Origin of the sequence: Leisingera sp. JC11 (genome assembly GCF_040704725.1) — a bacterium.
Classification (GTDB): Bacteria; Pseudomonadota; Alphaproteobacteria; order Rhodobacterales; family Rhodobacteraceae; genus Leisingera.
The window spans coordinates 1-17,803 of sequence record NZ_JBFCVS010000027.1; the positions used below are offsets into that span (position 1 = coordinate 1).

Annotated in this window: 19 protein-coding genes and 1 tRNA gene; 9 read left to right on the top strand and 11 right to left on the bottom strand. The window is 57.7% G+C overall.

The window, feature by feature from the left end; translation table 11 throughout:
• Nucleotides 1-125: 125 nt before the first annotated feature.
• Nucleotides 126-722 (bottom strand): hypothetical protein, encoded by a 597-nt coding sequence (locus AB1A62_RS19910; RefSeq protein ID WP_366663210.1) that lies wholly within the window; start codon nt 720-722, stop codon nt 126-128.
• Nucleotides 694-1,239: a hypothetical protein gene (locus AB1A62_RS19915; protein ID WP_366663211.1), complete on the bottom strand. Its 546-nt coding sequence runs from the start codon at nt 1,237-1,239 to the stop codon at nt 694-696. Before AB1A62_RS19915 ends, AB1A62_RS19910 begins: the two co-directional genes overlap by 29 nt.
• A gap of 444 nt (nt 1,240-1,683) precedes the next feature.
• On the opposite strand from AB1A62_RS19915, the gene AB1A62_RS19920 reads away from it, so the two are divergent.
• Nucleotides 1,684-1,839, top strand: a complete 156-nt coding sequence (locus AB1A62_RS19920; RefSeq protein ID WP_366663247.1) for an SEC-C metal-binding domain-containing protein — start codon at nt 1,684-1,686, stop codon at nt 1,837-1,839.
• 681 nt (nt 1,840-2,520) lie between these two features.
• On the opposite strand, the gene AB1A62_RS19925 is transcribed toward AB1A62_RS19920, so the two are convergent.
• Genes AB1A62_RS19925 through AB1A62_RS19940 form a run of 4 tightly spaced genes read right to left on the bottom strand, consistent with a single transcriptional unit; the run spans nt 2,521 to nt 5,522 of the window.
• Complete coding sequence (locus tag AB1A62_RS19925; RefSeq protein WP_366663212.1) at nt 2,521-2,916, bottom strand: hypothetical protein; 396 nt, start codon at nt 2,914-2,916, stop codon at nt 2,521-2,523.
• Nucleotides 2,913-4,418, bottom strand: coding sequence for a YfjI family protein (locus AB1A62_RS19930; RefSeq protein ID WP_366663213.1), 1,506 nt, complete (start codon nt 4,416-4,418; stop codon nt 2,913-2,915). The genes AB1A62_RS19925 and AB1A62_RS19930 overlap by 4 nt, the downstream gene beginning before the upstream one ends.
• The gene (locus tag AB1A62_RS19935) at nt 4,415-5,341 is read right to left on the bottom strand and encodes a toprim domain-containing protein (RefSeq protein WP_366663214.1); all 927 of its coding nucleotides are present in this window, start codon (nt 5,339-5,341) and stop codon (nt 4,415-4,417) included. The genes AB1A62_RS19930 and AB1A62_RS19935 overlap by 4 nt, the downstream gene beginning before the upstream one ends.
• Nucleotides 5,334-5,522 carry an AlpA family phage regulatory protein gene (locus AB1A62_RS19940; RefSeq protein WP_366663215.1) on the bottom strand — a complete coding sequence of 63 codons (189 nt, stop codon included), beginning with the start codon at nt 5,520-5,522 and terminating at the stop codon, nt 5,334-5,336. The genes AB1A62_RS19935 and AB1A62_RS19940 overlap by 8 nt, the downstream gene beginning before the upstream one ends.
• Nucleotides 5,523-6,669: 1,147 nt before the next feature.
• On the opposite strand from AB1A62_RS19940, the gene AB1A62_RS19945 reads away from it, so the two are divergent.
• The gene (locus tag AB1A62_RS19945) at nt 6,670-6,864 is read left to right on the top strand and encodes a helix-turn-helix transcriptional regulator (protein WP_366663216.1); all 195 of its coding nucleotides are present in this window, start codon (nt 6,670-6,672) and stop codon (nt 6,862-6,864) included.
• Between the two features lie 266 nt (nt 6,865-7,130).
• Here the strand turns inward: AB1A62_RS19945 and AB1A62_RS19950 are convergent, their stop codons facing one another.
• Both AB1A62_RS19950 and AB1A62_RS19955 read right to left on the bottom strand, forming a co-directional pair.
• Nucleotides 7,131-7,736: a hypothetical protein gene (locus AB1A62_RS19950; RefSeq protein ID WP_366663217.1), complete on the bottom strand. Its 606-nt coding sequence runs from the start codon at nt 7,734-7,736 to the stop codon at nt 7,131-7,133.
• Nucleotides 7,702-8,919, bottom strand: coding sequence for a tyrosine-type recombinase/integrase (locus AB1A62_RS19955; protein WP_366663218.1), 1,218 nt, complete (start codon nt 8,917-8,919; stop codon nt 7,702-7,704). Before AB1A62_RS19955 ends, AB1A62_RS19950 begins: the two co-directional genes overlap by 35 nt.
• Nucleotides 8,920-9,033: 114 nt before the next feature.
• On the opposite strand from AB1A62_RS19955, the gene AB1A62_RS19960 reads away from it, so the two are divergent.
• Nucleotides 9,034-9,106, top strand: a tRNA-Arg gene (locus AB1A62_RS19960).
• Nucleotides 9,107-9,201: 95 nt separating this feature from the next.
• Here the strand turns inward: AB1A62_RS19960 and AB1A62_RS19965 are convergent.
• Entirely contained in the window at nt 9,202-9,504 is a 303-nt protein-coding gene (locus tag AB1A62_RS19965; RefSeq protein ID WP_366663219.1) for a tyrosine-type recombinase/integrase, read from the bottom strand.
• Here AB1A62_RS19965 and AB1A62_RS19970 point away from each other — a divergent pair.
• Entirely contained in the window at nt 9,461-10,426 is a 966-nt protein-coding gene (locus AB1A62_RS19970) for a GAF domain-containing protein (protein WP_366663220.1), read from the top strand. The genes AB1A62_RS19965 and AB1A62_RS19970 overlap by 44 nt on opposite strands.
• 121 nt (nt 10,427-10,547) lie before the next feature.
• Nucleotides 10,548-12,068, top strand: coding sequence for an aldehyde dehydrogenase family protein (locus tag AB1A62_RS19975; RefSeq protein WP_366663221.1), 1,521 nt, complete (start codon nt 10,548-10,550; stop codon nt 12,066-12,068).
• A gap of 122 nt (nt 12,069-12,190) precedes the next feature.
• On the opposite strand, the gene AB1A62_RS19980 is transcribed toward AB1A62_RS19975, so the two are convergent.
• Nucleotides 12,191-13,096 carry a LysR family transcriptional regulator gene (locus AB1A62_RS19980; protein ID WP_366663222.1) on the bottom strand — a complete coding sequence of 302 codons (906 nt, stop codon included), beginning with the start codon at nt 13,094-13,096 and terminating at the stop codon, nt 12,191-12,193.
• A 96-nt stretch (nt 13,097-13,192) separates the two neighbouring features.
• Here AB1A62_RS19980 and AB1A62_RS19985 point away from each other — a divergent pair, with 96 nt between their 5' ends.
• Together AB1A62_RS19985 and AB1A62_RS19990 are read left to right on the top strand one after the other, a co-directional pair.
• On the top strand, nt 13,193-14,485 hold the full coding sequence (locus AB1A62_RS19985) for a Xaa-Pro peptidase family protein (protein ID WP_366663223.1): 1,293 nt from the start codon (nt 13,193-13,195) through the stop codon (nt 14,483-14,485).
• A 4-nt stretch (nt 14,486-14,489) separates the two neighbouring features.
• A complete protein-coding gene (locus AB1A62_RS19990; RefSeq protein ID WP_366663224.1) occupies nt 14,490-14,750 on the top strand; it encodes a hypothetical protein in 261 nt (86 codons plus the stop codon).
• Nucleotides 14,751-15,230: 480 nt separating this feature from the next.
• On the opposite strand, the gene AB1A62_RS19995 is transcribed toward AB1A62_RS19990, so the two are convergent.
• Nucleotides 15,231-15,707 carry a MarR family transcriptional regulator gene (locus AB1A62_RS19995; RefSeq protein WP_366663225.1) on the bottom strand — a complete coding sequence of 159 codons (477 nt, stop codon included), beginning with the start codon at nt 15,705-15,707 and terminating at the stop codon, nt 15,231-15,233.
• A gap of 213 nt (nt 15,708-15,920) precedes the next feature.
• On the opposite strand from AB1A62_RS19995, the gene ectA reads away from it, so the two are divergent.
• Together ectA and ectB are read left to right on the top strand one after the other, a co-directional pair.
• Nucleotides 15,921-16,451 (top strand): diaminobutyrate acetyltransferase, encoded by a 531-nt coding sequence (gene ectA, locus AB1A62_RS20000; protein ID WP_366663226.1) that lies wholly within the window; start codon nt 15,921-15,923, stop codon nt 16,449-16,451.
• Between the two features lie 62 nt (nt 16,452-16,513).
• Nucleotides 16,514-17,803 (top strand): diaminobutyrate--2-oxoglutarate transaminase, encoded by a 1,290-nt coding sequence (ectB, locus tag AB1A62_RS20005; protein WP_366663227.1) that lies wholly within the window; start codon nt 16,514-16,516, stop codon nt 17,801-17,803.

A 17,803-nucleotide genomic window follows, 5' to 3' on the forward strand; every position in this document is an offset into this window, starting at 1 on the left:
AGCAGGTCTTCAGGGCGCTCCACGCCCTTCAGCAATTCGTCCAGGATTTCTTTCGAGATGCTCATTCATGCTTCCTTTCGGTGAAGCATGGACCGGATCAGTCATACACAGAAGACCGGACACTCTCACCCCAAGCTAATACTTCCACTGGTAGTAAAACCAGAGGTGAAGCCAGCCAAGCCCAAATCGGAAAAATCTGGGTCGTGCGGCACCGAAACATCTGCCGACCAATGAGCTTCCAGCGACGTTTCAAGGCTGCCAATTACCGTTCCATCTTCCTCGACAAGCCCGGATGAAGTTACGGTTCCTCTGATGCCCAGGACCCCCGTGAATGCACCGCTCTCAAATGATACTTGCGTTCCGTAAGAAGTTTCAACTGCAACACCGGTATCAAAATTAATAGTCACCTCAATAGTTGTTTTCGCTTGCCTCGAAAGGTCAAAGTCTGGCCCCCACAGCCCACCATGTTTATTTGATTTTTTTGATGAAACATCGGACGTAGAGCTAAAAGAAAAGGTATAGTCACCAGTAAATGCGTTGTACCCCACCGCGACACTACCCTCGGAGTCATACCTCCCAAAATTTAAGCCAAAGTCACGTGAAGCAACGAAGCCATTATCAGTTGTTCGAAATCCAGACATGAGAGATCCAATATTCTCTATTGCAATTGAACAAAATTGTCTTAATGCCGCATCAAGGACATTCCATTGGGACGTCTTCATCCAACTCTTCGGGGGACGCGGAAACGGCCCACTTGATTGTGAATGCAATCTTGCAGCGATAAGTTTCCAGACCCTGTTTCAGGAACGGCTTCATCATCACAATCAAAAGGAGTTTTTTACTTCCATCTGGATAGGTAACCTCAAGCCTGGAGAAAGGTTTCCTTGGTAAACGCCCTTCATTTTTTAGGAACCGAATAACTTCTATTGGCATTATTTCTATTTCTGCTTCATCAAGCAGGAAGAACACCCACACGTCACCGTCACTAAAGGGATGCCAGTCTGTTTCGACTGCAATCTCCCCATCTACGTCTATCTGTCTCAATTTTTTCTGCAACCCAGGCACTGGATGAAAATAGGTAAACGTAACGGGCCGCCCTAACTCCTCGGCAAAAGATAATTTTTTTTCTGAAGCACCTACAGTTCCGAACGGCAAGAGAAGTACAAAAAAATAAAAAATGATTTTCGCCTTACTTGGGAATTTAGTCGAAATACGCTCGAGAAAGCTTGGGGACTTCAATCTAACTTCTCCATTTCAATAAATGCGCTGCCGCGTGGCAAATACCTCACCCTCTACTCAATAACCCAGCAAAACAGGCTTGTGATGATGACAAAATTGCCTCACGGCCAATCGTTCGAGAATCGGCCGAGGCAAGGAAGGGGGATATGGCGCGATGCGCTACTGGCAGTTTAGTTCACTTTGCCGCACGCTACCCGAGAGAGGGCTGGCTACGCAAGCCCTCTCGGTAGAATATCTATTCAATGCCGCCGCCTAGCCCCCAATAGTTCCGGCGCAGAGCCTCCCGAAATCTGCGCAGTTGCAGCTTTGAGCATCTTGCAAACCGGGGTTTTCCAGACGGTTGCCCCGGCGGATTTGCGCCTGTTGATGCGCCCATACGACGAGCCCATATCAGATGAGCAACGCGAGGAGTTGGTTATCGGCGCGGCCGCTGGCGTCATGCGGATGCACAGGTATTTACTGAAACAGCGCAATCTATCCACCACGCCTGCCGGGACATTCACGCATCAAGGTGGAAAGGTCGGTCGAAACGAACCCTGTCCCTGTGGCTCCGGCAAGAAGTTCAAGCAGTGTTGTGGACGGTGCTCCATGCTGCACTAAGCCCACTCGCATGCAATCCAGGTTCAGTCCGATGATTGCAGGCTGGTTGCAAACAATCTTGGTTCATTCGCAATTAAAGTGAGTTTGTCCGCCTCTATAATCGCAATTAATTCGGGCCGAAAATCACGATGAGTGCAAGCCGAACCGTTTATGATTGCAGGTCGTTACAAATAGGGGTGCGTATGTTTCAGAACCTGCTGAGGCCCTGCTGATCCGGGAAGGAAATTTATGCACATTCGGAATGACTAGCCGTTCGCCTGGCATGCCAGGTAGGGCCTTTGCGCTATGGCCTTGCAAGGCGGGGGTGCCCCCGGGGTGGGGTCGAAGATCGGGCGAAAATCAACTGGCGCCCGGTATTGTTGCTCTTCAACGCCTGAAGAAGCCCGGCCCGGATGGACTTGGGAAGCCTGAGCTTCGGGCTGCCTGACGGCCAACTGCCCGCCACGGCTGAAGCCGCTAATGCCTGATCAGCAACATCCAGATAGAACAATAATCATGCATTCATCACGGACCTGGAGGCAAGATCTTACAAGGCCTCGCCGGGCTCAGGCTGATATGTTCGGTCGCAAGTGGGTAGTTCACTTTCCGTGCCTTGTCCGCTGGCCATGTCATTCTAACTGCTGATTCAATTCATGCTGGTTCCGTATCAGACGTTCCGGGGCGCAAGTTTTCCTTAGTGGGTCAGTCCGCGTCCTCCCACGCCCGGGCAATCCCGTTCCACATCTTGCCGATTGAGCCGTGCCTGTCCCATTCACTAAGGTTGCGCCACTCTTCCAAGCTGACAACCTTGCCTGACCAGGCCATTATCCCTCCGCCATGAGATTTCCCATAGGGAAACGTGGACTCATTCCCATATGCCTGAGACGTTGGCTCTGCACGGGCCTCGGTTTGGCCCACCTCAGCCGGTTTTGTTACCTCTACCTGACACCCTGACAAAACCGGACGAAACGCACTCTTTGGCTGCGAGTTGGTGTCGCCGTTATCCTCATGGCCTGTTTTTGTCCGGTTTTGGCTGGTTGTCGGGTTTTGGTCCTGACTTTGACCATCGGGTTCGGCAAGCGCCAGCCAGCGGCTCATTTCAGGTCCCCCAGTTTGGGGTTCACAGCGTAGGAGTTCTTCGGTCGGCCGACCCCCTGGCTCGGGATCGGTTCCAGCCAGTCGGCCTCGACCAACACGTCCAGGGCTGCCCGCAGCTGCTTGGCGTTCGGCCGCCCGGCTAGTTCGCGGCGCTGAAGTTCCCGAAGGTTGACTTCAGTCAGGTGCTCCCGCCGGATCATCTCTCCCAGCCTGCGAGCCAGTTTTACCTCAGGGCTTGGGGGGGCTGCCCCGTAGGCTCTCAACGCATGAAGGCGAAGATGTTCTCCAACGTAATGACATGCGCGGCCGATATGTGCGGCGGTGATCTCCGTCACCGGATCACCTGCCGGGGAAGCACACCAATCGAGATGGGCCAGCACATTGGCTACCCTAACCACCAGGCCTGGCATTTTGCCGATGTGGCTCTTCATCAGGCCAGTTGTCTCCCCCTCCCACTCACGGCATTGAACTCGGAAATCCTGCAGCGCTTTCCGGGCGGCCTCATTCAAGTGCACATAGAAGGGTCGCTTCTTCCCGTCCTGTGTTGTGGCCGGAGACAGCCCGCGTAGGCGCTGAAACGCCTCGACAAGCCGCTGCTCATCCAGAGTGCGCGTTGGAAGCAGCAATGGTACCGGATCGGGGAAGGCCACTAGAAAGCGGGCCAGCAAGCCGTCATCATCACATTTAACCAGCAGGGAAGACAGCTTGTCGGGCTGCGTTCCCCCCAGGATGCTGACCGATAGATGGTCAATGCAAATGGGCTCCGGGCTGGATTTGCGGTCCACGGTATAGATGCGTCCGCCATGGGCTTCGAGCCAGAAGGGACGATCCCCTCCACCGCTGTACCGGTCCATGGAGCTGAGCCAGCCCGCGAGTTCATCCCGCGATAGCAGCAGGCCGCGCCACGTTGCCGCCAGCAACTCCGCAACTTTTTCCGTTGTCACATCCGTAATGCGAATACGTCTGCGGGTCGGAGGCGGGCCTGCGTCGGCCTCAGCAGGTTTGGAGGGCGGCACCCCGTCTTCAGCCAGCGCCGATTTTGCATCCGCCTTCCATTTCGCAAGAACCAGGCGGGCAACCTCATCTTCGCTTTCCCATTCTTGCCGTTCTTCGCGGTAGCTTTCGGCAAGCGCATCATCAATGGTCTTGATCGGATCAAGGACTGCGTCCTGCGCTGGGCTTTTCATGGAACTCGGATCACCGACCAGCATGCCCCAGAGAGTGGGGGGCTCTTTCCACCCTGGCCACGGAACAGCCCACCGGGAGTTGCCGATGACCGCGCTGGCTGATGTCAAAAGAGCAAGGGCGACATAATCTATTGGCGCGTTCTTAACCTCGGCAGCAACCAGCAACCAGTTTGCCCAAGGGCCGAACAGGGTTGTCAGCTCATTCTGCGACATTTTCGGCGGCGGTGGACGATCCGGGTCGCATAGAGACAAATCTGGGGTTGCCCAGTGATCTCCGGGTTTGAAAGGGACGATGGCGGGATTCATGTCCTTCATACCGACACCCCGCTCTGCAGTGCGTCGTTCCAGTCCATACCGTCTGGTGCTGGCATCAGCCACACATTCCAGCCGAGCGTATATGCGGAATGTGCGAGAATATTCCCGGCGACTGTGCCCGCTCCGGCGTCGTCGCTGTCGGTGGCAATCAGCAGTTCGCCGGGATTGTCCGGCAGATGCAACGCCTTCATGCCGGAGGTGGACAGTGCGGCCCATACGGTCACAGGACGTCTGAGCAGCCCGCTCAGAAGGCTCAGGCCGGTTTCGATGCCCTCGCACACCACAAGCGGGCCATCGCTCTCGGACAGGCGCACAGCGCCGCCCTTGCACGGCCCCAGCATCATCTTGGCGGATTTACTGACCCGCTTCCCCTGCTTGGTGAAAAACGTTCTGTGAACGCCTCCCGTAAGCCGCACATCGGCTACCATTGCACAGCACAAAGACTCCGTTGGGCCATGATGCAGGTCCGGAACAAAGCGAAGGGACGCGGGCAGCGGTATCGTTATTCTGCGCTGGCGCAGATATGCCTCGGCTTTGGTTCCGGCTATCGGATTTGCAGCATCCCACAGGCTGCGGGCCATTTCCAGCTTGGCCGCTTGGTATTCGGCCTGCTTGCGCACGTGTTCCTGCCGGGCTGCCGGGTCAACCTGCACCGCCGCAAGCGGTGTGTTGGCCGCCTCAGAAATGTCGGCGATGTTGCAGCGGGACTTGAAGCAATGCAGCAGCAGCCTGCCGGTGCCGATGGAAATAGAAAGCGCGTTCTGATCGCGTCGGCGCTCGGGTTGGCAGACTGGGCAAGGCGCTTGGCCGTGCCCGTTTCGCCAGCAGCCGCCGAGATTGTGTGTCAGGGATTGGGCGTCCATCAGCAGCGATCCCGGAGGATTGGCGGCATAAAAAGAGTGGTTCGGGGATGCGTTAGCCATTGTTCCGCGCCTCGGCCCGGTCAATGATCCATTGATCAACCTCTGATGCCAGCCATCCAACCCTGCTGGGGCTGAGTTTAATACGCTTCGGAAACTTGCCCGCCCGCTCAAGGCGGGCAAGATGGGTAGCGCTGTACGGTACAATTTTTTTGAGCTGAGCGCGTGTCAGAATGCGGTTCATGCCTGTGTTCCTCTATGTTGGCTTTGGTTTCACCAAGATGGAACCAATCGGCTCCTACACGGTATGGGGGGCGTGTAGGAAACCTGGAAATCTCCGGAACCTATTGTGTTCCAGCAGTTTTTTCGGCGGGATTGATGGCGGAGCGAAATGAATTCTGCCGGGTTGGGTCTCAGTGCTCTGAGCTGCGGCAGAAATTACTCAATGGGCGGCGCCCCTCCCCCGAAGGCATCCGAGGTGGCAGAAGACACTGATGATGGTCTGAGCCCCCGATTGCCTCCATCTTGGGGGAGACCTTGGGTCTGGTGCTTAATGCGGAGCGGCGGAGATTCTGAGCAACTGCAGGTATGTGCTGGGTGACGCACTATCTTAACTCAAAGGGCAAATTGCTGCCGAGGGGATGATGCGGGTCTGTGTGCTGCCATTGCAATCGTAGACACAAATGTTTTGCAGTCCGGAAGGTACTGTCTGCTCCAAAATGCATTGAGAATTTGACGAGCTTGAGTTCTGCGCATGGTAGATCGCCAGCGCGGCTCTAAGCTGGGCTTGAACGCGTGCTCTGGATTTGGCTGCGCTGGTCTCCGGCCCATCAACATATGCTTGAGGAATTTCACCCAGCAAAGCTATAGAGCTATTAACAAATTTAGATTTAGGCATACGGTAGGCTGGCGAACAGTCCAGTCCGCGGGAAGCAATCTGCCTTCTCACAGCTTTTACGCCATAGGCTCTATTGGCCCACAATCCAATGCTCTGATAGTAGCAGCCCTCCCAGGTGCATTCATCTAATATGCGGGCGTAAGCACACACCTGGTCATTGTTTAAGCTGGGTACAGGATCTACGCATCCTGAAAGGGCCAAGGCAGACAGAAGCCAAATTTTCCGCAGCATTAGTTATCCTCCCGGTAACGTCAGGAAGAGGAGAGCAAATATTCGCTGATTGCCCTGGGTGTGCTTCTCTTTAGTGCGGTTCACCGCCTGCCCGTTATTCTAAGCTGTCGGCTTCACCGCACCATCACGTCAACGGGGCTGTCTAGTCTTCCCGATCCCGAATGTCTCTTAAAACAGGTAGAGCTAAAACCATCAGTGCGCAATAGCATTGAGTGTGAAGAGAACACCAAAAAGTCCACTCAGAGAGATTGTCGCGCGGAACATGCGCCTGCTTCGGGCTGAGCGCGGCTGGTCTCAGGAAAGGCTAGCTGCAGAAGCCGGGCTGAACCGAACTTATCTGAGCGCGGTCGAACGTTCTGAGCAGAATATTTCTATCGACAACTTGTACCGTGTTGCTGAAGGCCTTGGTGTGGAGAGCTGGCGGCTTCTGCGTAATGACGGGGCAACTGAAAACTAGATGCGCTCACTGGCTTATGACGGCTCAGGCCCGACTTGCCGAAGAAAAAGCTACAGCAGAACCTGATTGTATTGCTCAAGGCGCCTGGGGAGTTTCGACCGTGTTTTGACGTGCCTTTTCAAGATGAACGCCAACATCGGTGGTTACTGTACCTGAGCATCTGCTCAGCTTCATGCTGTTTCCTATCCAGGTCTGAAGCCGTCACCTAGCACTTCCGTTCAGTCTTTGACCTGACTTCGAGCCGGGTTGCTGAATCCTAGGCCTCGTCAGGCAAAATCAGATAATTTATGCCAGCCCGCTTCGACAAGTTCTTCCACACTGGAAATATGCTCAGACAGGGGGCTGGGTCTTTTATCGTCTTTGTGGCGCTGATCATGGTTGTCCACAATCCTCCGAAGCTTTTCCTTACTTGTTATCCCGAGGATTTGCCGTGCTTCAGCGGCAAGGCTGTCTCGCTCTTCACGAAACTTACCCCAAAGCACAACTGCTGCGGCCCGCAGAAAGCACTCTTTGGCGCTCAACTTACCAGTTATGCGCCTCCCGCCCAAATTCACGTTACGTGGCCCGCCGTGGACGGCTTCCACAAAACCGTCAAAGACATCCTGGAAAGCCGCAGGATCGAAACCGTTTTCGCGTTTTTCCAATGCTTCTGCAGCTTGGATTACGGCGTGTCCGCTCCGCTTTTCATCTTCAGTCTGAGAGTCTTTTAGGTCTTGTGACGCAAGCTCGCGGGCTCGGCGGCAAATTTCAATTACCTCGTCTTTACTGACATCTGGGTGAGTCAGTAAGTAACGTACAGCACCAAGTAGGTATTTTCCTGCCCGGTTGGGCTTGCCTTTATTCGGCTGCCGTTTGCTGCTCGTGGGCGTCATCAGATACTCCGTTGCTGCTGATTATTCGGTGCCTTTCATCTTCTTCAGTGACCCAACTCGCCCAGGTATCGATAGCTTCGCGCCGCTGATCTAGGTAGGCGCCCCTCTGATATACTGCCGCAACACCCTTCACTGCACCAGATTGGTGATTGAGGATCTTATCCACCACAACAGGGCTGATACCGAGTTTTTCAGTTGCGTGCGTTGCAAAGGACCGCCTCAGATCGTGAAGTGTCCAGCCAGTCACGCCGCTTAACCGGTCAATCCGCTTCTTTGCGGCAGAAAACCCGCTGACAGGGCGTTTCCCGTTTGTGCTGAACAGCAAGTCCTGACCATCGACCCGGGGTATCGCTGTCAGAACCGTTACTGCTTGAGCGGACAGGTGAACAACATGCGGTCGGCCGTTTTTCGCGCGGCTACCGGGGATCGTCCATTGGCGTTCTTCCAGATTGATTTCACTCCATGTGGCCTCAGCAACTTCGTCACGCCTCTGGCCGGTCAGGAGCAGCAATTGCAGCAGATAGCCAAAGGGGTACCCGATGCTGTCAGAGGTCATTTTAATTGCGGAAAGCTCAGAGGGCGACAGCACCCGCTCACGCGGCCTTTCCGCATGGGGCTTTGAAATTCCCGCCGTCGGGTTGGACGCAAGGTAGTCACGCTCGATGCACCAGTTAAAGAACCGCCGCAGAAATGACAGAACGCGGTTTGCCTGTACCCCTGCGCCGCGATCAACAATCGCGTCGATGATGTGCAGAATCTCGCCCTTGGTTATGTCCTTCAGCTTTCTGTTGGCAAATGCTGGCAGGACATACAGCTCAAATGCATTCCGGACTTGCCGAACTGTGCGGTTGTTTGATTGATCTTTCTGGAGCCATTCCGCTACGGCTGCACCAGCAGTCAGCGTGTCTCTTCGCTCAGACACCTCACCTCGGGCCAGTTCCGCCAAGACCTGCGCTGCGGCAATCCTGGCATCGGCCAGAGACAGTTCCGGGTACCGGCCGATTGTCTTCCGCACCATCCGCCCGTTAGCGCGCCGCATCACGATCCAGCTTTTGGTTCCAGATGGCGCGACCCGAAGCCCCATCCCCCGCAGACGCGCATCAAAGATGTCGTATCTCTTGTCCCGCGGCTTGGCAGAGCGGGCGATAGAATCTGTGATGTTGGTCTGTTCCAGTTTCGGCATTGCGGGTTACAACAGGGTTACAAAATCATGGCGCCACTATGGTATCTGGTGTTTGTACATGTGCAAAGGGGTGCACAAAATCTTTTATTTTATTCAGATAAATGGAGCTTCACTGGTTTCTATGCTGCTAAACAGCAGCTGACTTCTAATCAGCAGGTTGAGGGTTCGAGTCCTTCAGGGATCGCCATTTTCTCCTTTGAAATCAGCTAGCAAGTAGCTTCTTTGGCGTTGGGGCGTGTATAGTAGGTCCATACAGGGGCCGAATTTGAGGCCACAGAGATTTCAGCGGCCATTCATGATCTCCCTCGCCCTGTCCGCTACATCCCTTTTGGCGAACTTGGCGTACTTCTGAGTCTGGGTCACAGTGGCGTGTCCGAGAAGGTGGGAGACCTCCTCCAGCCTCATACCTCTGTTCAACATCCGGGTAGCGTAAGTATCCCGGCATGAGTGCAGAGTTGCCTTGCCCTTCAGCCCAGAGACTAGGGCGTTCTTTGCAGAATGCAAAAAACCTGCGAGTGTTGATGCTGGGAGGAACTTCGTTTTGGGTTCAGATTCACGGCACGTCGAACGCGTGGTGGAGGTCACGAGCCATCCAGGCGCTGCCGCGCGGTCTCGTTTGGCAGCGTCATGGCGGCGATCGCTCGACCACCACGGGCTGGACCCCGGGCAAAAGAGAGGTGTTCAGCGCATCACTGAGCAGGCACTTGCGGAACGGCGCGGGCAATCCGAGGCGATGATGCTGGTGGCCGCCCCTAAACTTGACGCGTTGTTCCAGCTGGTCGGCAGTTCCGGCTGCGGGGTGCTGCTGACAGATGCGGAGGGCGTGGTGCTGGACCTGCGGACATCCAAGAGCGATGTTTCCACCTTCGAGGCCTGGGGGCTGGCGCCGGGATCAGACTGGTCGGAAGCCTCGGAAGGCACCAACGGGATTGGCACCTGCATCGCCGAGGGCCGCCGGGTAATCATTCACCGCGATGAGCATTTCCACGCCCGCAACACCGGCATGAGCTGCATGGACGCGCCGATCTTCGGACCAGAAGGCGAACTGATCGGCGCCCTCGACGTCTCTTCCGCCCGTGCCGATCAGACCGAAGCGTTTAACCAGCTCATCGCCGCGATGGTGGCCCAGACCGCCCGGCAGATCGAGACGGACAACTTTCGCGCCGCCTTTCCCCGCGCGCGGATTATCGTGGCCAATACCGATGACAGCGAGGCGTCGATGCTGCTGGCGGTGGATCAGGATGACCTTGTGCTTGGTGCAACGCGAGGTGCCCGCAAGGCCTTCGGACTGAACCAGACAGGTCCGATAACGTCGCTTCCTGCGTCGGACCTTTTCGGGCGGGAAGACGGCCCGACCGGCTTCGAAAAGGCGGAGCGGGCAGCGGTGAACCGGGCGCTCTCGCGGGCAAACGGCAACGTCTCCGAGGCCGCGCGCAACCTCGGGATCGGGCGGGCAACCCTGTACCGGCGCATGAAGCGGCTCGGGATCGGCGGAAACCAGACCTGACCTGTCTCACTTCTGAGACAGGTTGCGGCAAGGGACCGGTCCGGCTCGGCTGACAGCGCGAAAACACGCCAGCATCTTCTCTGGCATTCCCGGCGGAGGACCGGGACCAGAGGAGGATACCATGAACGAACAGACCCAGATCACGGGCGAGCACGTCTCTCCGTTCAAGACCCGCTACGACAATTTCATCGGCGGCAAATTCACGGCTCCGGTCAAGGGGCAGTATTTCGACAACATCACCCCGATCACCGGCGCCAGGGTCTGCGAGGTGGCCCGCTCCACCGCTGAGGACGTGGAGCGGGCACTGGAGGCGGCCCACGCCGCCAAGGACGCCTGGGCCAGGACCTCTGCCGCCGAGCGCTCCAACCTGCTGCTGAAAATCGCTGACCGGATCGAGGAAAATCTGGAGCTGATCGCCACGGCGGAAACTTGGGACAACGGCAAGCCGATCCGGGAAACCACCGCCGCGGACATTCCGCTGTCGGTTGACCACTTCCGCTATTTCGCCGGCGTGCTGCGCGGCCAGGAAGGCTCGATGTCCGAGATCGACCATGACACGGTCGCCTATCACTTTCACGAACCGCTTGGCGTTGTCGGCCAGATCATCCCTTGGAACTTTTCAGTTCTGATGGCAGCCTGGAAGCTGGCCCCCGCGCTGGCTGCGGGCAACTGCATCGTGCTGAAACCCGCCGAACAGACCCCGGCTGCAATCATGGTACTGGTTGAGGTCATCGCCGATCTGCTGCCCGCAGGTGTGCTCAACATCGTCAATGGCATGGGGCCGGAAGTGGGCGGACCGCTCGCCAAGTCGCCGCGCATCGCCAAGATCGCCTTTACAGGCTCGACTGAAACCGGCCGCATCATCATGCAAGCCGCGACCGAAAACCTGATCCCGGTGACGTTGGAACTGGGCGGCAAATCCCCCAATATCTTTTTCTCTGACGTGATGGCCCAAGACGACGCCTTCCTCGACAAGGCGGTCGAAGGCTTCGTCCTCTTTGCCTTCAATCAGGGTGAAGTCTGCACATGCCCGTCCCGCGCGCTGATCCAGGAAGACATCTACGAGGAGTTCATCGAACGCTGCATCGCGCGGGTGAAGGCCATCAAACAGGGCGATCCGCGCGACATGGCGACTATGGTAGGTGCCCAGGCCAGCCAGGAGCAGCAGGACAAGATCCTGTCCTACCTGACCATCGGCGTCGAAGAAGGCGCCGAGGTGCTGACCGGCGGCGGAGCCGCGCGCTTCAACGGCGACCTGTCCGACGGGTTTTACGTGCAGCCGACCATTCTGAAGGGCCATAACAAGATGCGGGTCTTCCAGGAGGAAATCTTCGGTCCGGTCGTATCTGTCACCACCTTCAAGGACGAGGAGGAAGCACTCGCCATTGCCAATGACACGATGTACGGCCTCGGCGCCGGCGTCTGGACCCGCGACGGCACCCGCGCCTATCGCTTTGGCCGCAATATCGAAGCAGGGCGTGTCTGGGTGAATAACTACCATGCCTATCCGGCACACGCAGCTTTCGGCGGCTACAAGCAGTCCGGGATCGGGCGTGAAACCCACAAAATGATGCTGGACCACTACCAGCAAACCAAGAACATGCTGGTCAGCTACAACCCCAACAAACTGGGTTTTTTCTGACTCCGGCCTTCTTAGAAACATTGCGAAGGTGAGCTGTTCACCTCAGAAGCAAGGTGGAGCCGGGAAACCGGCCCCATCACTTTTTTCCAAGGCACACCCGCCGTGAAGGAGGTCGCGGCAGTTCAACCGGCATTTCCTTCTAGATAGTCCACAAGCCGCTTGGCATCCGGGCGCAGGTGCCGTGCATCCGAATATGTCAGGAAATACGCGTGCTGGCTGGACTGCGCCACGGGGGCAAGCTGCAGCAATTGCCCGCTGGCCAGCTCAGCCGACAGAATATGCGGGCTGGCCAGCGCAATACCATCACCTTCCAGGGCCGCGCCGATGGACCGGGCGTAGGTCCCGCATAGGGTTTGCGGCCAATCCTTCACTTCGCGGGCGTTGCCCCAATTGTCCCAGTTGGTCCAATCCGGCGTTACCCTCGGGAAATTCAACAAAGGCGGGCGTTTGTCAGACGCGATGAGCATGAGCAATTGCCCGGAGCTAATATCCGCCTGATCCGCCAGCCGGGGAGAGATCACCGGCACCAAGATGTCGGGCAGCAGCGGGATTGCTACCCGGCCCCGCCATTCCCCGGATCCATGCAGAATGGCGATGTCATTCGCATCATCTAGTAGGGCAGCGGGCAGATCGGAGGAAACCAGCTCGACCGGGCAGGCCTGATCGGACAGGCCAAAGCCTTTCAGCCGCTGCGAAAGCCAGAATAGCGACACCGCGCTGTTGGCGGCGATGCGCACCGGGGCATCGGGACGTGAGGCAACGCTGGCCAAGGCTGCCTCGGTAAAGTCGAGCAGGATAGCGCTCTGCTCAGCCAGCTTGCGGCCTTCGTCAGTCAGCTCGATTACCCGGCCCGAACGCGAAAACAAGGCGACACCCAGGTGATCTTCGAGCTGCCGGATGCGCTTGCTGACTGCAGTCTGGGTGACCAGCAACTCCTCCGCCGCAGCGGAAAAGCTGTGATGACGCGCCGCAGCTTCGAAAAAGATGAGGCCATCGAGGGGAGGCAGGGATCTGCGGTATCTTTTCATGACCAAAAGTTTGGAAAATTCACGATTATTAGGAATTTTACACAGGAGAGCATGAGTTTCTATCCTGAACCGGACAATCGGCCAATGGAGACTCTCATGGCAAATTTTGACTGGCACGCCGAACGCAGCGATCTATCGGGCATTGCCCTTTTGGACCGTTCCCCGGAAAGCGAAGGCATCGATCTGAAGGCGGTGCGTCTCTACCGTCTGGGCCGGGTACGCGCCGAGATGGCCAAACGCGGCATCGGCGCGGTGATCCTGTCGGACCCGATCAACATCCGCTATGCCACCGGCACCCGCAACATGCAGATTTTCTCGATGCGCAACGCGCCGTCGCGCTATCTGCTGCTGACCGCGGACCGCTCGATCCTGTTCGAGTTCACCGGCTGCCTGCACCTGGCCGATGGCTACGAAACCGTGGACGAGGTGCGCCCGGCAAAGACCGCCAGCTTCGTGGCCGCTGGGCCACATATCGCGGAACGCGAGCGGGAGTGGGCACGCGAGATTGGCAATCTGATTACCAGCCTGACAGGCAACGGCACAACAGTCGGAATGGAACGGATGAACGCCGGCGCAGCGATCGCCATGCAGGAGGCAGGGTTCAAGATCGTTGATGCTCAGGAGCCTGTCGAAATGGCCCGCGCCATCAAGTCGGAGGAGGAGATGAAATGCGTCCGGGCCTCCTTGCGTGCAACCGAGGTTGGCGTCGGCAAACTGCGTGATGCCCTGCGCCCCGGCATGACCGAGAATGAGCTGTGGTCGGTGCTGCACAAGTCGGTGATCGAACAGAACGGCGACTATTGCGAAACCCGGCTGCTGTCGGCCGGCGAGCGTACCAACCCCTGGTTCCAGGAAACCGCGCATCACCTGATCGGCGAGAACGAACTGGTTGCGCTGGACACCGATGTGGTGGGCTGCCACGGGTATTACAGCGACTTTTCCCGCACCTTCCATGCGGGCCCGGGCAAACCCACCGGCCTGCAAAAGACCCTGTATCAGACCGCGCTGGAGCAAGTGTACCACAACATGGGCATCCTGAAGGCGGGAATGACCTTCCGCGATTACGCCGATCAGGCCTGGGATATCCCGGACAAGTACTTTGCCAACCGCTACTACCTGTCCTCGCACGGCTGCGGGATGACCGGGGAATACCCCTATCTCTACCACCGCGGCGACTTCACTGATGCGGGCTATGACGGGGTGATCGAGGCGGGCATGACCATCTGCGTCGAAAGCTATATCGGCGAAGAAGGCGGCCACGAAGGCGTCAAACTGGAGCAGCAGGTTCTGGTGACTGAGACCGGCATCGAACTTCTGTCGGAGTTCCCGTTTGAAGAAACCCTGATGGACACAGGCTTCCAGCCTGTCTTTCCCCTGCCGCGGATCTAAGGCCATGCTGCCCGGCTCCACTATTGACGTCACCGGCAGCGCCTGCCCCGCGCAGGCGCTGATCCGGGCCATCGGCCAAAGCAAGCCCGGGGTGAGGGTGATCTATGCCCGCGATTGGCTCCTGGCCGATAGAAGGGCCGCAACCGCGGCCCGTGCCCTCTTTGAGCAGGGGCAGGTCCATCTCGTTCAGGAGCGTATCCGGACGGGCCGGAACGACAAGTTCGCCTATATCGCCATAAAACGCACACCGCTGCCGGCAGGATAGTGTGCAGGCGGTTCCAGAACCAGATAACCGATTTCTGATCATAGACAAGCTGATCCTGGATTTGACTGGTGTGTTGCTCGTTCTACGACCGCTTTCCCAGAGCCGCTCGCATCCGCAATGGAGATCGAGCACTCGCAGTGAATATTAGGAAAGTCCGGCTCTTCGATGGTCGATCCCGCTTACGACGAAAGGAAAGATTTGATTTGTCCTCTCGGACTGACCTTCAATGACTGCTCTGGCGACACATGCTGCTTCACAGCAAAAACCACGCGGCCTTGACCTGACCCTGGCCGCTTCCTGTTGCCCGGCCTTGATTTTCGATAACGTGAAAGAGTGACGCGCGCCTTTTCAGCTGACTAGCAAGCTGTAAGCGACATAATTTCAAGCGAAGTTTATCAGCTGACTTTGGTGGCCCTCGGGCTGCCCTACGCCAAACGCAAACATTCTTTCAGATGTTCAGAAGTTTCAGGAATAACAGGGTCACGAAGCAGTCAGCGACTCGCCGGTATCCAGTACCGGCGCCGCATCAATGTCCTCTGCATCCAGCATGGATGCCACGCGCTCAAGTGCTGCAATCAGCGCCGCCTGCTCCCAGTCCTCCATTGCTGCAAACTTGCGTACAAACCTCTGCTGCAGCGGATCCGGTGCATCGGCAATTGCCCGGCGCCCCTTCTCGGTGACAAGGATATTTGTCTGGCGCCGGTCAGTCTGCGACTTTTCCCGCACCACCATTTCTTTGCGAACCAGCTTGTCCACCAGAGAGGTAACGGTTGCCTGGGAAATCCGCATCTGCTGCGAAATCGCTTTGGCGGTGCAGTGCTCGCTGGCGGCGATGATCTGAAGCACCCGGAACTGCGCGGCTGTCAGTTCGACCGACTGCGCAAGTTCCCGGCTGAACAGATCAGTTGCACGCAAAATGCGGCGCAGGGCGATCAGGCTTGCATCAATGCGTTCCATGTCCCGGTTCTGGCAGAGCGCAGCGGGACAATCAAGACGCGCACATCCCCATTTGATTTGACAAGCAAAGCATAAAGCATCGGTGCATTGCAGAAAAACACGTTGGAATCAGGCAAAATTGACAAAATGCCGCAGAATTTTCCTAGTGGCTTGAAATGTTCCTCGCCTCAATATACTTAGCCTATCGAAGTAATAATGGAGACGCTTGAACAGATGCGACACGCATTGGAGTTATTCCGGAAGGCAGCCCCCGCGCTGCGTGAGCCCACAGCAGACGATGGCCCAGAAATCTGGGAGCTGGTGCGGGCCTGCAAGCCGCTCGATGAGAACTCCATGTACTGCAATCTGATCCAGTGCGACCACTTCCGCGACACCTGCGTTGTGGCAGAGATCGGCGGCGAAATTGCCGGCTGGGTTTCCGCCTATGTTCTGCCCGACGATCCGGAAACGCTGTTTGTCTGGCAGGTGGCTGTGTCTGAAAAGGCCCGCGGCACCGGTCTTGGCTCGCTGATGCTGACCGGCCTTTTGCGCCGCAAGGCCTGTGAGAAGGTCAAACGGCTGCAAACAACCATCACCCAGGAAAACAGGGCCTCCTGGGCCTTGTTCCACAAATTCGCAGCCAACCGGAGCGCACCGCTGAAAAGCCAACCCTACTACACCCAGGGTCAGCACTTCCGCGACCGCCAGAGCACCGAACACATGGTCACGGTCGATTTCTCCGAGGCGCCCAGCTGGGCCGCCTGAGGCTGGTCGATCCCATGTGGCGCATGCCCGCTCTGATCTGCACAATCCCCAAAGGACAAACGATGCCGACTGATACGTCAGCCAAGATTTCTATTTTCAAGCGCCGCGAATCCGAGGCGCGCAGCTATTGCCGCAGCTTCGACACCGTCTTTACCCGGGCCCAAGGTTCCGAACTGACCGACCGCCAAGGCCGCACCTACATCGATTTTCTGGCCGGCTGCTCCTCGCTGAACTACGGCCATAATGACCCGGACATGAAGGCCGCCTTAATTGACCACATTTCTGCCGACGGGCTGGCGCACGGGCTGGACTTCCACACCAGCGCCAAGGCCGACTTCCTGGACACTTTCGACCAGCACATCCTGCGGCCGCGCGATATGGACCACAAGGTGATGTTCACGGGCCCGACCGGCGCCAACGCGGTCGAGGCGGCGCTGAAGCTGGCCCGCAAAGTGACCGGCCGCACCAATGTCATCGCCTTCACCAACGGCTTCCATGGCGTCACCCTGGGCGCACTGGCGGCCACAGGCAACAGCTATCACCGCGGCGGCGCCGGCACCCCGCTCAATGGCGTCACCCGGATGCCCTATGACGGTTACTTCGGCGCAGACGTTGATACCGCCGCTTATCTGGAGGTAATGCTGAACGATGACTCCAGCGGCGTCGACGCTACGGCCGCGATCCTCCTGGAAACCGTGCAGGGCGAGGGCGGGCTGAATGCTGCCAGCCCCGAATGGGTGCAGCGCATCGCCACGCTGGCCAAGGAGCACGGTGCCCTTCTGATCATCGACGACATCCAGGCCGGCTGCGGCCGCACCGGCGGTTTCTTCTCATTTGAGGACATGGGCATCACGCCGGACATCGTGACGCTGGCAAAATCGGTCTCCGGCTTCGGCCTGCCGATGGCCCTGATGCTGGCCCGCCCGCAGCACGACGTGTTCGGCCCGGCAGAGCATAACGGCACCTTCCGCGGCAACACCCATGCTTTCATCACTGCCAGCGCAGCCATCCGCAAATTCTGGTCGGACACCGGCTTCCAGCAAAGCACCGCAGCCAAGGCCCGCCTGCTGACCGCCGCGCTGGAGGAAATGTCAGAACTTATCCCTGGCTCGAAGCTAAAAGGGCGCGGCATGATGCAAGGGCTGGACGTGGGCTCCGGAGATCTGGCCGCCAGCATCTGCGCCCATGCCTTTGACAACGGCTTGATCATCGAAACCTCCGGCAACGAGGATCAGGTGGTCAAGGTGCTAGCACCGCTGACCACGCCTGAGGACACCTTCATCAAAGGCCTGAACATCCTGCGCAGCGCGATCCGCGGTGTGACTGATTCAAGCAAATTTGCAGCGGAGTAA

Excerpts from the sequence above, each read along its gene's own strand:
- AB1A62_RS19910 (WP_366663210.1), bottom strand. The coding sequence starts at position 722 with ATGAAGACGTCCCAATGGAATGTCCTTGATGCGGCATTAAGACAATTT.
- AB1A62_RS19920 (WP_366663247.1), top strand. The coding sequence starts at position 1,684 with ATGCACAGGTATTTACTGAAACAGCGCAATCTATCCACCACGCCTGCC.
- AB1A62_RS19925 (WP_366663212.1), bottom strand. The coding sequence starts at position 2,916 with ATGAGCCGCTGGCTGGCGCTTGCCGAACCCGATGGTCAAAGTCAGGAC.
- AB1A62_RS19930 (WP_366663213.1), bottom strand. The coding sequence starts at position 4,418 with ATGAAGGACATGAATCCCGCCATCGTCCCTTTCAAACCCGGAGATCAC.
- AB1A62_RS19935 (WP_366663214.1), bottom strand. The coding sequence starts at position 5,341 with ATGGCTAACGCATCCCCGAACCACTCTTTTTATGCCGCCAATCCTCCG.
- AB1A62_RS19940 (WP_366663215.1), bottom strand. The coding sequence starts at position 5,522 with ATGAACCGCATTCTGACACGCGCTCAGCTCAAAAAAATTGTACCGTAC.
- AB1A62_RS19945 (WP_366663216.1), top strand. The coding sequence starts at position 6,670 with ATGCGCCTGCTTCGGGCTGAGCGCGGCTGGTCTCAGGAAAGGCTAGCT.
- AB1A62_RS19950 (WP_366663217.1), bottom strand. The coding sequence starts at position 7,736 with ATGACGCCCACGAGCAGCAAACGGCAGCCGAATAAAGGCAAGCCCAAC.
- AB1A62_RS19955 (WP_366663218.1), bottom strand. The coding sequence starts at position 8,919 with ATGCCGAAACTGGAACAGACCAACATCACAGATTCTATCGCCCGCTCT.
- AB1A62_RS19975 (WP_366663221.1), top strand. The coding sequence starts at position 10,548 with ATGAACGAACAGACCCAGATCACGGGCGAGCACGTCTCTCCGTTCAAG.
- AB1A62_RS19980 (WP_366663222.1), bottom strand. The coding sequence starts at position 13,096 with ATGAAAAGATACCGCAGATCCCTGCCTCCCCTCGATGGCCTCATCTTT.
- AB1A62_RS19985 (WP_366663223.1), top strand. The coding sequence starts at position 13,193 with ATGGCAAATTTTGACTGGCACGCCGAACGCAGCGATCTATCGGGCATT.
- AB1A62_RS19990 (WP_366663224.1), top strand. The coding sequence starts at position 14,490 with ATGCTGCCCGGCTCCACTATTGACGTCACCGGCAGCGCCTGCCCCGCG.
- AB1A62_RS19995 (WP_366663225.1), bottom strand. The coding sequence starts at position 15,707 with ATGGAACGCATTGATGCAAGCCTGATCGCCCTGCGCCGCATTTTGCGT.
- ectA (WP_366663226.1), top strand. The coding sequence starts at position 15,921 with ATGCGACACGCATTGGAGTTATTCCGGAAGGCAGCCCCCGCGCTGCGT.
- ectB (WP_366663227.1), top strand. The coding sequence starts at position 16,514 with ATGCCGACTGATACGTCAGCCAAGATTTCTATTTTCAAGCGCCGCGAA.